The sequence below is a fragment of the [Flexibacter] sp. ATCC 35208 genome (genome assembly GCF_001975825.1).
In the GTDB taxonomy this organism is placed as follows: Bacteria; Bacteroidota; Bacteroidia; order Chitinophagales; family Chitinophagaceae; genus Chitinophaga.
In genome coordinates, this window is record NZ_MTKN01000096.1 from 1 (window position 1) to 16,574 (window position 16,574).

Below are 16,574 nucleotides of genomic sequence, written 5' to 3' on the forward strand. Positions count from 1 at the left end.
ATAAGTTTAAACAACTTCAATGACTAATATCACTTTTCATGGCCAATTTGGCGGCTTATACTGCTAAAATGGTGAACGCCATTAACTTTTATAGCCGAAACCCTTAAACATGCCTTTCACCGACCTGATTTTGTCTTTGATTTTTTTTAATCAGAATTTTTCAGTTTTCCGATTATCACATCTTTAATAGTTTGGAAATATTTATGTAAGCATCACTAGTAAGGATAACCAGCATTAAGTAAAAGCTGAAGAGTTGTTTTCATCGGTTAATGCACAATAATAGTTTTTCGCCCGGTACATTAGGATAATTAGTAACGAACCTGGTTTTCCCTACAGGCATTCTGCGTAGCGGCATACCCATCCAATTTTATTTAAAAAAACGCCCGGAAAATCATTTTTCTTTACCGTTTATTGTCATATCATTGTCCCTATATTTTTAATTATCCCATACACATGAAATTTATTTATCTCTACTTGTTAACACTTTCGATCAGCATTCCCAGTTTAGCCCAGCAAAAATCTTCCGTAAATTGGGGGGAGGACATCAAACTTAAAAAAGGCTCAACAGACCTTAAAGTAGTTTGCACAGACAATACAGGCATCTACCTGGAAGAAGCCCACATAAAAATGAAATCTTATTTTGTGGTTGGCGCTACCTTCAGAGGATCGGGAACGCTTATAAAAATGAACGCCAACCTTTCAGAAATTTACCGTCGCAACTATAATAAAGATCTGCGTGGTAAAGAATTTGAACAATTTTTCCCCTTAGGCAATGACTTGTTCATTTTTGCATCCTCCTATAGCCGGGGAGACAGAATGCTTGAATTATTCGCAGCAAAAGTGAATAAAGCATCCGGCGATCTGACTGTAAGATGGCAACGGGTGGCATCCTTCCAGCAGGAGTCAAAGAAGGATAAGATTGAGTTCAAACTGACCTACAATGCTGACAGCTCAAAGATGGTGCTGGTGAGCAGTATACAGGGAAAAGAAATGAACGAGTACAAGGTGCAGGAGTTTGACAGTAAACTGAAGGGTGCTAAACCTGTGGTGATCTCAAATGAATTTGAAGCAAAAAAATACCAGCTGGAAGATGTGATATATACTATCAACCGAAAGGTAATCCTGGTAGGTCGTACTTATGAATATGAAGAAGGTAAAAAGAAAAAGGAGAAGTTCCTCGACTTTAACCATTACAATATTCGCGTGTATAATGAAGCGGGCAAACAGGAATCAGAAATTAATACAACCGTTAATGGTAAATGGCTGAGCAGCACCAAATTGCTGCAGGAAAAGAACCAGGACCTGATACTGGCTGCATTCTATAGCAATGAAAAGAAAAGCCGGAGAGTAAATGGGCTGCTGGTGCAAAGGATCGATGTCAATACAGGGAAAGTGATTTCCACAATCGATAAAGCCATTAATGATGCAATGCTGTCAAATGGTGATAATGTAGAAGATGATGATAAGGAAGATGGTAAGGAAGCTAAAGACAATAAGAAAGACAAAGAACGCAAAGACGCCAAAGAAGATAAAGACGCTAAAAACAGTAAAGACAGTAAAACAGCTAAAGCAGGGAAAGAAAACACAAAAGATGGTAAGCAGGATACCAAGGAAGAAGGAGAAGGTTTCTCCCGGTACATGCAGTTCAGAAAGATCTTCTACTCCTCAGATGGTGGGTTGATGATACTGGCTGAATCTTTTGATACCTATACTTATACCACTTCAACTTACACACCAGGTACAAATGGTGCCCCCGGACACTGGTCATACACTACCTACAGGGTATATTCAAGCGGTGACTTGCTGATGTGTAAAGTGGCGCCCCAGGGTGAAATTGACTGGTTACAGGTATTACCTAAATCTCAGAGCGAAAGATATGCCGTTGGCACAACTTCAACCGGTGGTGGTGCAACAATTAGCGGTTTCAGTTTCTTTTCTTCTTTGAAAATGCCATTCTATTCAGGATTTGGTGTGGTCAGATCTGGTAATACCATTAACCTTGTGCTGAATGATAATCCTAAAAATGCCGGTGTAACTCAATCCGGACAGAAGGTAAAATCTGTTACGCGGTTTGGTAAATCAGATTGTTTTATGATCTCCGTTGATGAGCTGACGGGTAAGATTAGCCGTAAGATGATTTTCAATAACAAGGAAATACCTACTGCTATGCCAAGGAAAGGCGTCGTATTAGGAAATAACCTGTATCTGGTAGGACGTAATGATAGGATGTTTGGCAAAACGAAGATCGCTGTCGGGAAAATATCAGTGAAGTAAATTTAAAGGCCTGGCTTTCTCATTCAGAAAGCCAGGCTTTTTATCATAATCTGAAGGCCTTCAGATCTTTCGACCTGAGGGCTTAAAGCTTGCGGGCAAATAGAGACGAAGTTCGAACCAGTTCGCAGATGATTTGTCTGAAATTCAGGCATTCATTAGGCAAAGTCATTCCCAAACAAAACTATTAGATGAATTGAAAAATCTCATTGGGATTGAGAACAATTAAGATTAACCCAGTGATGATTTTATAAAGCCTCATTTCCGATTATCAGCGGAAAATTCACGATTTGAAACCAAGGGCACACTTTCTCATTGACAATCAACTTATTAGATATCTTGTATCCATTTGGGGACTTAAAAAGTCCCCAAATGGATACAAGATATGTGTTTAGAGATATTTCATATCTTTGTGGGGACTTAAAAAGTCCCCAAATGGATACAAGATATAAGACTATATCAAATAAGCCGGCAGAGTTAATAAAACACTTTACTGATTTAAATCAGCCTGCTTTTACGTTTAGCGAAGCTAACGAGCTGCTAAATTCATCTTCTAAAGAAGCTGTTAAGAAACTAATGCGCGATATGGTAAAACGTGAGTTATTGTTACGTTTAAAAGATGGGGTTTATTGGATAATTCCGTATGAACAGGAAGCAAAAAACTATTTCCCCAATTGGCATATGGTCGCAAAATACTTGGTTGGTAATAATAAGTATTATATAGGGTATTACAGTGCGATGGAAATACATAGTCTGATCACACAGCCATCATTACTGGAAAGAATTGTAGTTAATCAACAAATCAAACCATCATTACTGAAAATTAAAGATGCAAAATTTCAATTCATCTATCACAATGCAAATCATTTCTTTGGTAATAAGCAAATATGGATAGATAGTTTTAATAAAGTTAGCTGTTCCGATCTGGAAAAAACTTTTGTCGATTGCCTCTATAAACCTGACTATGCGGGAGGTATCACCGAAATTGCAAAGGCACTATATAAATCCAGGGATAAGATAGATTACCAGAAACTTTATTTTTATTGCGAGCAGTTTAAAGCCCAGTCTGTAATTAAAAGATTAGGTTTTTTGCTGGAACTACTGGAAATTTATAATCCAATTATAGATCGCTTACAACAATTAACATCAAAATCTATTATCCTCCTGGAGCCTTCTTATGAAAAGAAGGGTAAGTTGGTCAGTAAATGGAGCATTCAACAGAATATAGAACCAAAAGACATTACTTCACCCATATTTACGTAATATGATTCATCCAAAAGAGATTAATGCAGTTGCGTCACAAAACAAATTAAAAGATACACAGATAGAAAAAGACTATGTACTTAGCTGGTTATTATTTGGGATTTCGGAAAATTCTTTCTTATCCGCTAACCTGGTATTCAAAGGAGGTACCGTTCTAAAAAAAGCGTATTTCCCAGACTATCGTTTTTCTGAAGATCTGGATTTTACTTTAATAGATAATAACATTACCAATCAACAATTATTAAATGAATTTGAGAAGGTATATGCGTTTGTTAAAGAAGAAGCCAATATTACTATGCGGTTTAAAGAAAGTAATGTACATGTAAATGGAAGTATAGGATTCTATATAAATTATATTGGCCCATTGCAGGCAAATTTGAATAGTAGAGATGTGAAGATTGATATTACAAGAGGTGAGATACTTGAGTTTCCTACCGAACAGAAAAGGATCTTTATCCTATACTCCGATCTTCCGGAAGAATCGTTCTCATTACAATGCTATTCATTGTCTGAGGTGTTAATTGAAAAGATGGCTGCTTTAATGGGGCGAACAGAGCCGCGAGATTTATATGATTTCTGGTATCTGAATGAATTAGAGCGGATAGATACTAAATATCATAAACCTGAATTTGAACGCAAAGCACGGAATAAAGGCCATAACCCAGCCGAATTTGAGAAAAGGGTTTTAGTAAAAGAAAAGAATCTGGAACAGGGCTGGCAAAGGAAACTAGAAGATCAGGTCTACGATCTGCCAAAGTTTGTTGATATTTTCCGTGAATCTAAAAGATATTTAAAATTATAAGTTTGCTCAGTAGACTATTTTAAGCCACTTCATTGAAATATTCTAACTTATAACACTCGAGTATGATGTCCTTAGAAATAACTGAAGAAAAATTAGACCTATTCCAATGTCTGTTTAAAGGAAGGGAGGATGCTTTTGCAGTTAGAAAGGAAAAAGATGGTAAGAGTGGCTATATAACTTGTTATCAGCTAGATTGGGAAGCCTATAAAACTCATAAACAGAAAGGTGGTACATTTCAGAATTTCAAAAACAAAACGTTAGTACCTCTTACCTCCAAAGAATTTGTTAACCATCTTACAGGCGTTCAGGTAATTGGTATATATCCGTTACTTGAGAATAATACTTCCTGGTTTGTAGCCGTTGATTTTGACGAACGTGGATGGGAAGATGAATGCCAGAAATTTTTAACAACCTGCGATCAATATAAAATACCTGCATCATTAGAACGATCAAGATCGGGAAACGGAGGACATGTCTGGATATTCTTTACGCAACCCTACTCTGCTTATAAAAGCAGGAGAATTGTAAAACACATGCTTCAATTGGCAGGTATAATTTCGGTATTTGACAAGAAATCCAGTTTTGATAGAATATTTCCAAGTCAGGATTCTCATAGTGGGGAAGGCTTAGGAAACTTAATTGCATTACCGCTTCAAGGTCAAGCTGTCGAAAAAGGCAATTCCTGTTTCATTGATCATGGGAATTTATTACCATTAGAAAATCAATGGGTATTTCTAAGTACCATTTCAAAAATAACTATTGAAAATATCGATGCTATTTATAACCAACTGTTTGATGCTACATTGCAACAACCAGATCCTTCTATAACTATCGTAGCAAAACAGGGCTGTCTTGAGATTAGCTTAAGTAATGTCATTACACTGAGCAGATCACAGCTTACACCGCAATTAGTAAGCTTCCTGAGAGACCATCTCAATTTCATTAATACTGATTATCTGATCAAAAAGAAAATGGGAAAATCCATTTACGGAATGGAAGCCTATTTCAAAATATTAGAGGAAAAAGGAGACAGTATTATTATTCCGCGAGGATTCATGCGTCAGTTAATAGACTATTGTAAAAAAGAAAATATACTCTATGAAATAAAAGATAAGAGAAAAAAGTATACTGAAATCAATATTCCCTCGAAAATACCACTACGCGATTATCAGAAAGCCGCAGTCGATATAACTGCGAAAAAAGAGTTTGGGATAATCGTGGCCCCTCCTGGAAATGGCAAAACGATAATTGCATTATCTATTATTGCAAACAAAAAACAACCCGCACTAATAATAGTCTACCGTAAGCAATTGTTTGATCAATGGATGGACCGGATACAAGATTTTATGGGGATTCCGAAACATTTGGTAGGGAAAATTGTAAGTGGGGAAAGGAAAGAGGGCTTACTAATAACTATTGCAATGTTTCAAAGCCTGGAAGTAATAAATGAAAATGATCCCATCTTTGAAGCTTTTGGAACGATCATTATCGATGAATGTCATCATATACCGGCTAAAACTTTTAGAGATACAATTAAAAGATTCAATTCATTCTACCAATATGGACTTACAGCAACTCCACTCAGAAAAAACAAAGACGAGCAATTAATGTTTTCCTTCATCGGCGAGGTTATATATGAAATGAAATCGAATAATGGAGGGGAAGTGGCGAATAATAGCCTCTCAATAATTGTCCGGGATACAGACTTGTTTGTTCCATTTGATTATAAAACAGATAAGTTTGAACCTCTAGCCCAGGTTCTCATTCATGATTCCACAAGGAATAATCTTATAATTAATGATATCAAAAAGGAAATCGGATCCGGAAGGAAAGGGTTAATCCTTACAGAAAGAAAAAGCCATATTGATACGCTTTGCCAATTTCTAAAACAACAATTTGAGATAATAACTTTATCTGGTGATGATAGTGAGCAATTGCGAAAATCAAAAATGAAGCAGATTGTTTCTGAAGAATTTCAAATACTAATAGCAACGGGACAGTTTATAGGAGAAGGAATAGACATAAACAATCTTGATTGTCTTTTTCTCGTATTCCCTTTTGCATTTGAGGGTAAACTAATTCAATACATAGGGCGAGTCCAACGCAGCAGCACTCCACCTATTATATATGACTACCGGGATATCAAAATTGGCTACCTGGAAAAGCTATTTAAACAAAGAAGCAAGCACTACCGCAAATTGCAAAAGTCTGGGCAATTGCAAAAACATGATGAGTTACTTCTTTTATTGGAAGGAGAAAAGGTTTATTTGAATTATAAAGAGAATGCCTTACCAATTTCTATTTTGGATCTTCCTTTTGAAATCGTAAAATTTAAAAGTGAGGTTGCCTGGAAGATAAGAATATTGAATTACAATGAGGCGGAGGAAGAAGTATTTGCTGAAATATTAGATTATCAGGCCGAACAAAACCCATCAATGGAAACTCAACTCAGCCTAAATCTATTAGGAATAGAAAAAATTAAATTCCGGTCAATTAATTCGGCTCATCTGCTAAGTGCAGTACAAATGAAACCTGTTAGACTCCAGGTGCCAGATATTAAAATACCATTACCTGATAACAATAATGAAATCGAGGTGGTCAAATCTATATCAAAATCTTTAAAACTTCCTTTGGATAGTCTAAAATTTGAATATGGTTCAGTATCTTTTTCCTCTTACTTAGAAGAAGTCAATAAATATGTAGATTTTAAGATTGAAAACGATGATATCAGGCCCGAATTTGAAGTATTGAAGGATTACTTTGCCAAAGTTCTTAAGAAGAAATTATTAACAGTAATGGTAAGGATCAAATTTGACAACTCCGACATTATATTTACGGAAGCAACTTCAGATGATATTGACAAGATAAACAGCAGTATAATTGAGAGTGTAAGATTTGAATTTGTTAAGAAAGATATTTTGGCAACCCGAAGTGCTACCAGCGATAATAGGTGTATGTCCACCATGGAGGATCTTGCATTGGCTACCAATAAACCAATTACAAATTTTTTCAAATCGGACAAGGATTTATTGGATGATATTCTAAATATCAAAAAGAGTAAGCACTATTTGCAGCTTAAATATCTTTCGAAGAAACATGAAGCATCAATCTTGAAAATTCGTTTTATCCTGCAACCGCTTTCATTTATTTTTTTAGTAATGGGAGACGGGAAATACCATCTCGTATGGGAAACATTAGATAGTAACGAGGCGACTTATATCTGGCATATTAATAAAACGAAAGAAGACCTTCGTCTGGCAATTGTAATGCTAGAGGATATCTTACAAGAAATCAGGAATACAGGCAAACAGGATTATTTAAAAAGGGAAAATCCAGATTTCAGTAGAATATTCCATGAGTATTCCGACCCTAAAAAAGGATTCGTCTTATGGAAGGGACAATTAGAGGAGAGACTTACCTGAATATTTAAAATTTATGGCTATGCTTTTTGAGTCCTCTAGCCTATCTATTCCAATGATGTTCATTAGCCTACCCCTAAGCCATTAAAATTACATAGTCATTAAATACTTATCCATCATTTAGAACCAACTTAATATCTGATATTAAATCAGTTGCGAAAATTCGGTCCTTTACTAAGAAATCCTTCGAACTAAAGAATCCTTCAAGTGCAATGACTTGAAGGATTCTTTAGTTCCTTGCGGCCCCAGGTATCGTAACCTCAAACCAATTATACAGGATTAGTCCGATTTAGGGTGTGTCCAGGTCAAAAGACTGAATATAGTATGATAGAAGTTCGGTTACCATTTAAAAAGGGGGCCAGGTTTTCTATAGACAACCTGGTAATTCTATTGATTATCGTCTACAACTGCTCTCAACTTATCTGCCAAATTTTCTGGTTGCTCACGCATAGCGTAGTGGCCTCCCTCTAATGTATAAATTTTCCAATTTCTTTCTTTAGCACGGTCTGTTCCCATCTTGTCTATCATGCTACTGCTTACACCGTCTTTTGTCATCGCAATAAATACTGTTTTAATTTTCTTAACTAATGGATTGCTTATTTTTAGCGGTTCAGTGAAGGTTTTCAATGATTGGGGCACATCATATTGTGTCAAGTAAGCTGGTATCACAAAGTTGCCTTTTATGTTAGGTTTCATCATTATATCCCATAATCCTCCTACTGTAGCAATGGTCTGGGCACTTTCACCATCATTCGGAACCATTGCATCAAGATAAATAATTTCTCTGATGCGGTCTGGTAATTGCTCAGCAACACCAGCGATCACCATGCCGCCGTAACTATGACCCACTAAAATTATGTTCTGGAGATTTTCAAATTTAATAACGTTAACGATGTCGGCGATATAAGTACTAAGATTAATATTTTCGTTTGACAAGTGTGCACGTTCACCAAGTCCGGTTAGGGTTGGCCTATACACAATATCACCTTTTGCACTTAAAACCGAATCTACTTTAGCGTAGTCCCAGCCGCCATCGAAGGCACCGGGTACAAATAAGAAAATCCTGGGCTGATGCACCTGTCCAAAACAAATTGTGCTAAAAGTGATGGCGAAAGCCATAAGTGTTATTCTCATGTTGCTTTGATATTTTAAGATGTAAACCTATCTACATTTACTTAAGAAAAGATAGTTGTTACCTTTGGGTAAGTAGTTACCTTTGGGTGAATAGGTTTACAATATGGAAGCAAAAGAAGTTGAATGTCAATTTGAAATGATAGCAGCGAAGGATGCGCTGGAATTAATACAAGGTAAATGGCGGATACCTATAGTCCTTTCAATCGTTTATGGTAATAAGAGATTTGGCGAAATACAAAGGGCTATTTCAAACATATCCCCGAAGATGTTGTCACAGGAATTAAAAGTACTGGAGCAAAATAGAATTATTATACGCAAGCTTTACGACACTATGCCCATCACAGTTGAATATACCCTGACTCCTCTTGGTATATCAATGCAACCACTTTTGTTAGAATTATTAAAGTGGGGGAAAAATTTCAGGAAAGAGATAGTAGGTAAATAATTGATAGATAATTTGTTCTTCACATGGATCATTCCAATATATAAAAAGAAGCAAGTGCCAGTTCTGAAATTGAGAATGTGATTACAACTCAGGATAAACTTTATCAGGCATTATCAACTGATGCATCGATGATTGATCCTGCAACGAAGGAGGTGCTTCGCTATCGGGAAGCAGTTTTATATGGATTCAATTTTTATCAGGCAAAAAGGCTATTAAAATACCAGATTAGCCCCGAATTACAAAGAACTTCATTTATAGCAAATACCATGAATAGCATCAATGAGATGTTTTAAAGTTGGTTGTAATATTTACAATTAACTTTCTAAAAAGTAATGATCACAGAATCTCTTCTCCTCTCCTGTGGTTGTAGCAATTGTTGCTTCAAATATGCTGATAATCTGATAAAACTGCTATCCTTACATGCTCCTGCAACAGCATGCTGCTGATAACTTAAAAAGTAACGTGCATCATCATTACAGCCATTATCCGGCTTTAAAGTCGTATCATTGACTACTACCGCTACCTGCTGCGTCAACTCTTTCCATATTGCACTATCAAGGGCAAAACAATAACCATTTAAGAACGTCAGTTCATCCTTTTCTCCATGATATCCCTCTAATCCACGTTGATATCTGGAAGGTAAGGAATACACCAATACATTAACTTTTTTTCCTGCTTTACGCAATTGCACTATCAATGAAGTATCAAATGGAGAGGAACATGCATAATAGACGGTGTTAGTGTCTGAAAGCAGCTGTTTATAGGAGATTCCATATTTCTCAGGACTGCATGTCACATTAGAACTCGTTTACAGGAAAGTTCCTATTAGTAGAGATACTGCTTATTATATTTCGATGGCAACAGATACGACTGGAAGTCGGGTGATCTGGGCGAGCTTTTTAGGTTCTGCAATGATTTTTAAGAATGATTCAGTGTGGTTGGCTTCGCTTACCGAAAATCAAAATCCAACTGAGTTGACTCGGAAATCGCCTAAAAAACAAAACCTGCATAAGGAGCGAGGTTTCATGATGACTTGCGAAGAAAGAGGGATTTGCCCCCGAACCTGTTACCCTCAAAATCATTCAGGCCATGACTGGCAAAATCCGATCTAAACGCAAAAAGGCCTCCAGATTTCCCATCTGAAGGCTTTCAATTTTTTGCTAAACTATACAGTTTTTTAGCGGGCTACAAGGGACAACTTTCGAACCTGTTTATAGAAGATTTATCTGAAATTCATGCATTTATCAGGAGAATTCAGTGATATAACTTCGATTGATAAAATATTATTTCGGAGTAGTTGTATTTTCTTTCAAATGATATGCAAGGTTGAAAGTTACTTCCGTTTATCTAATAAGTGCGAAAATCTGGTATTTGCGCCTTTGCTTTTTATGGGAATAATTTTGGTAAGCATAAATGGGGTTCCCTTATTATGCGGCGATTATTTAGATATTTCGCCGCAAGTATGCGGTAAATACTCTGTACATTCGCTGCAAAACCATAAATATTATTACGAATTTACCAATATTAAGTATATTCACCGCATAATTGCGGCGAATATGTATATACATGAATTGGACAGGTGGCCTTTCTTTACTTGGAATAAAGATAAGCTTGGCCCCAAATTAGGAGAAGTAAGATTTCGTCAGGGAAAAATCCTTGGCCAAATGAACGCTCTTGGATTTAAGCTGCAAGAAGAAACAATGTTACAAACATTAACATTGGATGTAATAAAATCAAGCGAGATTGAAGGTAAGTTGTTAAATCCAGAGCAAGTGCGCTCATCCATAGCCAGAAGGTTGGGAATTGATATTGCAGGAGCAATATATAGTGAACGTGATGTAGAAGGTGTTGTAGAGATGATGTTGGATGCAACTCAGAATTATAAGTCTTCTTTAACTGAAGAAAGACTGTTTGATTGGCATGCCGCACTGTTCCCAACAGGAAGGAGTGGGATGTATAAAATAACGGTTGCTGGTTGGCGTAATAATACTATGCAAGTTACATCCGGTCCAATGGGTAGAGAAAAAGTACACTTTGAAGCTCCTGCTGCAAATAAAGTGTCAAGCGAAATGTCCACTTTTTTACAATGGTTAAACAATGAACAGCAGGTTGACCCTGTAATAAAAGCTGCTATTGCACATCTATGGTTTGTTACTATTCACCCTTTTGATGATGGTAATGGTCGTATTGCCAGAGCTATTACTGATATGCAGTTAGCTCGTGCGGACCAGAATAAGCAACGTTTTCATTCGATGTCTGCCCAAATCCAAAAAGAGCGTAACGAATATTACGATGTACTTGAAAAAACGCAAAGAGGTGATTTAGATATCACTTTATGGCTGGAATGGTTTTTAAATTGTCTATATAGATCAATGGATCATACCGACCAAACTATAGGTAAAATTTTAGAACGCAGTTATTTCTGGGAAACTCATAATGATATAACATTCAATGTTCGCCAACAAAAAATGTTGCAAGTGATCTTAGATGATTTCTTCGGAAAACTAAATGTTTCAAAGTGGGCAAAAATGACTAAAATATCCACTGATACAGCATTGAGAGATATTCAGGATCTTGTTAAAAAGAATATCCTGGAACAGGAAGGTAGTGGAAAGAATACAAGCTACAGGCTTAAGAATTTTAATAAACAATAGCCTCTTTTGTTATTATCAAACCGCAGGTGGTGATCTGAAGAATATATAAGATAAGGAATTTCTAAAAAGCGAATAAATAGGAAAAGTTATACTTGAATTATCAACTATTAGAAACCGATATATGTAATAATGTATGATGAAAGTTCGGATAACCCAGATAGATTTTGCTAGGTTAACAATGGTTTATTTATAACCCGGAATGTTTGTATATACTAGTTTTAATATTTAGCCATCGCATTTATCATTAAACCAATAAATTTAATGGAGCAAATAATACTGGCAGCCTGGCAATCGGATTTTGTTAATCAATATTTATCTGACAGAAAATCAATATCCCTATTGGTTGCGCAACCAGGAACTACAAAAACAATAACTGTGTTGTATACTGCGTCCCAAATGATCAATAAAGGTTATTCGGATTCTGTTTTGGTGATTTATTGCTATAGGTAATATAGAGTGATAGCGAAGATTAAAGCAAGATTCTAAGGAGATGTACGTATGGTGGTGGTGCTGTCAACATCTTTTAATTACATATAGACAGCTCGGTAGGGCGGCCGTATTGTTTTACATTCCGTTCAGAAATTGATGATTTGCTTCAGCATAGACATGTCTAAGAATTATGAAATTAATTCATAACACATAATTGGCACATTAGTAATGGTTGTGAAGGCTCTTATCTAAGGTATGCTTAAGTCCTTTATCATAGATTTTATTTTTAACTTTGTATGTATGAGGAAATATCCGATAGGTATACAAGATTTCAATGAAATACAAAATGGAGGTTATCTATACATTGATAAGACTCAAATAATCTACAATCTAATAGAATCAGGAAAGTATTATTTTCTTAGCCGTCCCAGACGATTTGGAAAATCCCTGTTGCTATCCACTATTAAAGAGATCTTTAGTGGAAACCGAGAATTATTTAAAGACCTTTGGATCTATGATAAATGGAATTGGGAACAAAAACATCCAGTAATACATTTAAGGCTAAGTAAACTTGACTATCAAAAATTAGGGCTATACGAAGCTCTTAGTATTGAGATAGGGGTTTTAGCAAAAGAGCAGGGTGTAGAACTGGAATCTAAACATTTAAAAGGAAGATTTGAAGAACTAATTCGGAAGGCTTCAGCTAATGGACAAGTTGTTATCCTGATTGACGAATATGATAAACCTATCACCGATTACCTGGAGGATCTGGAAAAAGTAGAGGAAAACCGGTCCATATTTAAGAGCTTTTATTCTGTATTAAAGGATTCAGACCCCTATATTCGTTTGTTGCTACTTACCGGAGTCAGCAGATTTCCTAAAGTGAGTATTTTTTCTGATTTAAATAACCTGAATGATATTACAATCCATCGAAAATATGCAACAATTGCAGGAATTACCCAACAGGAATTGGAGAGCGGTTTTACGGATGAGATTGAAGAAATACAGCAACATCAACCTGATTTTTTAGGGAAGTTGAAGTCATGGTATAATGGTTATGCCTGGCATGAAGAAGCAGAACGTGTATACAATCCATTTTCTTTACTGAAATATATGGATGGTCGTGATTTCAGGAATTACTGGTTTCATACCGGTACGCCTACCTGGTTGGTGAACCTTATGAAACAAAATAGGGAATATGATCTGGAAACCGTACATATTGGCGAGAATGCATTAAGCAGTTTTAATGTAGAACATATAGCTGTGATACCCGTACTATTTCAAACAGGATACCTGACCATTAAAGGATATAATTCCAATAATAGATTGTATGAGTTGGGATACCCAAATACAGAAGTAAAAGAAAGTCTGACGGACGCACTGCTGAGTGCTTATAGAAATGTATTTCCAGGCAATGACTCAATGTCTGTTACAGATGATTTGAGCGAGGCATTGAAAAAAAATGATATGTCTCAAATGATCAAAGCATTGGATGTACTGTTATCAACTATTCCTTATGATCATTGGAAAGCAGAGAGTGAATCGATTTTTCATATCATTGTGCATCTCTCCTTTAAACGCTTAGGTTTTGATGTACGCAGTGAAGTACATAGTGCTACCGGTAGGTGTGATGTGCTTGTATTCACTGATCAATATATTTTTGCGTTAGAATTAAAACTGAATAGCTCTGCGAATTTGGCCCTTGAGCAGATTTTTCAGAAAGGATATTTGCGTCCCTATCAAATGGATGCAAGAAGGAAAATCGCTATAGGCATCAATTTTTCCTCAGAGAAAAGAGCTGTTCAGGACTTTTTGGTTAAAGAAATAGAATAATAATTTATCTCCATAATGATATTTCCCACGGATAGAAATGAATATCTCTGCTAATAAAACCTCATCTTATCTTTGCTTAGTTACTAGCGTACAACAAATTTATTCCAACAAATCTTAACTTTATTTATGCTCACCCTGAAAAATTTTGAGCTACAGGTAAGTTCAACGATCATACAACGAGGGAGACAGTATTTCGAAGATGGTGCAGTAATCGATCTTGAAGAAACAGATAATAATTATTGGCAGGCTGAAGTAGCAGGTACCTCAACTTACTCTATTGAGATAAAACTGGGTAATAAAAACAAAATTGAAGATTATTCCTGCGACTGCCCGTATGATGGCGATACATGCAAACATGTTGTCGCTGTATTATTTCTACTAAAAGAAGAGTTGTCTGGTAAAATTGCTCGTGCAAAGAAGGCCAACCAGCCGGATTTTAAAAAGTTATTGCAAAAGATAAATGTAGAAGAGTACCAGGAGTTTATTCTTGCACATGCAACAAAAGATAAGAATTTTAAATCTGTTTTTGAGCTATGGTTCGCGCACAAAGATGAACGTATTGATACTGCAAAAAAATATACAGATTTAATCAAAATTATCATCCGGAAGCATGCTTCAGAAGGTTTCATTGATTATCGGGCAACCTACAGTCTTACAAATGAAATCAAGAAATTGGTTGCAAAAGGAGATGCGCTACTGGCTAAAAAGAATTTTAGAGAAGCCTTTACCCTGGCACGTGCCGTTTTAAAGCAAGTAACGGAACTTATTGAATATAGTGATGATTCGAATGGGAATATAGGGGATGCCATCTTCAGTATAATACAGCTGATTGAAAATATCTCGCTGGCTAAAGAACCAACAATTGAGCTAAAAGAACAAATATTTTCATTTTTACAAACGGAGTTAAGCAATCAGCTTTACTTTGATTACGGAGACTTTGGATATGAGATGATAACTGTTTATCAATCTCTGGCAGAGCTATTAAAAAAAGAAAAGGAATTCTTACAGTATGTTGATACGCAGATTGCAAAATACATAGCGGGAAAACGTGATTTTAGAAAGGATTATTTTCTTGTACGAAAAATTGAATTTTTAAAAGCAATAGGAAAGGAAGGTGAAATAAGGAAACTTATTCAACAGAATTTAGATGTAGTTGAAATCAGAAAGGGCGAAGTGGAAAGTGCTATCAATAAAAAAGATTTTCTGATGGCAAAAAAGTTAATAGCTGGAGGAATAAAAATAGCCGAAAAGGAAAAGCATCCAGGTATTGTTTCTGATTGGGAAGAAGAATTACTTCGTGTTGCAATTATAGAAAAAGATAAGGAGACAATCCGATTTTATACAAAGCGATTTGCTTTTGATCGCTGGTTCAACAGGGATTACTATATTCAATGGAAAAAAACCTTTACTAATACTGAATGGAGAACGGTAATTGAAAAATACATTGAAGATAAAATAACCGAAATAAACAAGCAGCATCAAAACAATAAAAGTAAACTATGGTATTCACCAGATGCACTTTTCCTTGATGCGCTCGCGCCTATTTATATTGAAGAGAAATATTGGGATAGACTCTTAATATTAGTGTGTAAGGAAACAGAATTGGATAGAATATTGCAATATCATGATCATTTATCCAAACATTATCCGACAGAATTAGTAGATCTATATATACCTGCATTTGAGCGTAAAGGAGATATTGCAGGTAATCGGGTTGAATACGCAAATCTGGCAGGTAAAATGAAAAGAGTCATTAAAAGCATTCCTGCCGGGAAAGAAAAAATTATTGGTGTGGCAAAGATGCTAAGCATGAAATATCCTCGTCGGCCGGCCATGATCCAGGAACTGAATAAAGTCATTATTTTAGAAAAAGGTAAATCCGAACAGTAATCAACTGGAAAGGTTAGGCCTGATTAAATAATCACATCCAATTTCGAATGCTTATAAAGGTGATAATAAGCATCTTAGAAATTCATCAAAATTTATTTAAAAAGCAAAACCCGGTCATAGAGTGGGTTTTGCTTTTTTGCGGGCTGGGGGACAAGTTTCGAACCGGTTTGTAGGATAATATATATCAATAGTCAAGAATTCAAGCCCATTAGTACAACAAGCACTTAGAATATTATTACTAGAACCAATTTCATAAATACCTTCTTAGAATAATTTGTTACAGAAATATTATTTCATTTTTCTGTGTGGGTTATAATCTTGAATGTTAAAGCTGACAATTACGGGTCAGGAATGGTATATGGCATTCTTTAGGATGTTGATTGAATAACGGGAACAAAAAGGGGGAGTGTTATTAGAGGGCACTGAAGAAGTTG

At 35.8% G+C, this 16,574-nt stretch carries 10 protein-coding genes and 1 pseudogene; 9 read left to right on the forward strand and 2 right to left on the reverse strand.

Annotated features, from left to right (window positions below; genetic code table 11):
• Positions 1-453 precede the first annotated feature (453 nt).
• The 4 genes from BW716_RS32290 (at position 454) to BW716_RS32305 (ending at position 7,758) form a co-directional block, all read left to right on the forward strand.
• Entirely contained in the window at positions 454-2,274 is a 1,821-nt protein-coding gene (locus BW716_RS32290; protein ID WP_083730184.1) for a hypothetical protein, read from the forward strand.
• Positions 2,275-2,643: 369 nt separating this feature from the next.
• Complete coding sequence (locus BW716_RS32295) at positions 2,644-3,534, forward strand: type IV toxin-antitoxin system AbiEi family antitoxin (RefSeq protein ID WP_220388880.1); 891 nt, start codon at positions 2,644-2,646, stop codon at positions 3,532-3,534.
• Between the two features lies 1 nt (position 3,535).
• Positions 3,536-4,336 carry a nucleotidyl transferase AbiEii/AbiGii toxin family protein gene (locus BW716_RS32300; RefSeq protein ID WP_083730186.1) on the forward strand — a complete coding sequence of 267 codons (801 nt, stop codon included), beginning with the start codon at positions 3,536-3,538 and terminating at the stop codon, positions 4,334-4,336.
• A gap of 62 nt (positions 4,337-4,398) precedes the next feature.
• The gene (locus BW716_RS32305; protein WP_083730187.1) at positions 4,399-7,758 is read left to right on the forward strand and encodes a DEAD/DEAH box helicase; all 3,360 of its coding nucleotides are present in this window, start codon (positions 4,399-4,401) and stop codon (positions 7,756-7,758) included.
• Between the two features lie 384 nt (positions 7,759-8,142).
• Here the strand turns inward: BW716_RS32305 and BW716_RS32310 are convergent, their stop codons facing one another.
• Positions 8,143-8,889, reverse strand: a complete 747-nt coding sequence (locus BW716_RS32310; RefSeq protein WP_083730188.1) for an alpha/beta fold hydrolase — start codon at positions 8,887-8,889, stop codon at positions 8,143-8,145.
• A gap of 103 nt (positions 8,890-8,992) precedes the next feature.
• Between BW716_RS32310 and BW716_RS32315 the strand changes: the two genes are divergently transcribed.
• Together BW716_RS32315 and BW716_RS39280 are read left to right on the forward strand one after the other, a co-directional pair.
• A complete protein-coding gene (locus BW716_RS32315) occupies positions 8,993-9,334 on the forward strand; it encodes a helix-turn-helix domain-containing protein (RefSeq protein WP_083730189.1) in 342 nt (113 codons plus the stop codon).
• 56 nt (positions 9,335-9,390) lie between these two features.
• Positions 9,391-9,627 (forward strand): annotated as a pseudogene (locus tag BW716_RS39280) (Fic/DOC family N-terminal domain-containing protein); the annotation flags it as partial.
• Positions 9,628-9,656: 29 nt separating this feature from the next.
• On the opposite strand, the gene BW716_RS32325 reads toward BW716_RS39280, so the two are convergent.
• The gene (locus BW716_RS32325) at positions 9,657-10,130 is read right to left on the reverse strand and encodes a hypothetical protein (protein ID WP_083730190.1); all 474 of its coding nucleotides are present in this window, start codon (positions 10,128-10,130) and stop codon (positions 9,657-9,659) included.
• Between the two features lie 439 nt (positions 10,131-10,569).
• Here BW716_RS32325 and BW716_RS32330 point away from each other — a divergent pair, with 439 nt between their 5' ends.
• From BW716_RS32330 to BW716_RS32340, 3 genes are all read left to right on the forward strand, one after another.
• Positions 10,570-11,988 (forward strand): Fic family protein, encoded by a 1,419-nt coding sequence (locus tag BW716_RS32330; protein WP_235643991.1) that lies wholly within the window; start codon positions 10,570-10,572, stop codon positions 11,986-11,988.
• Between the two features lie 729 nt (positions 11,989-12,717).
• On the forward strand, positions 12,718-14,250 hold the full coding sequence (locus BW716_RS32335) for an ATP-binding protein (RefSeq protein ID WP_083730191.1): 1,533 nt from the start codon (positions 12,718-12,720) through the stop codon (positions 14,248-14,250).
• Between the two features lie 126 nt (positions 14,251-14,376).
• Positions 14,377-16,140 (forward strand): SWIM zinc finger domain-containing protein, encoded by a 1,764-nt coding sequence (locus BW716_RS32340; protein ID WP_083730192.1) that lies wholly within the window; start codon positions 14,377-14,379, stop codon positions 16,138-16,140.
• The last annotated feature ends 434 nt before the right edge of the window (positions 16,141-16,574 follow it).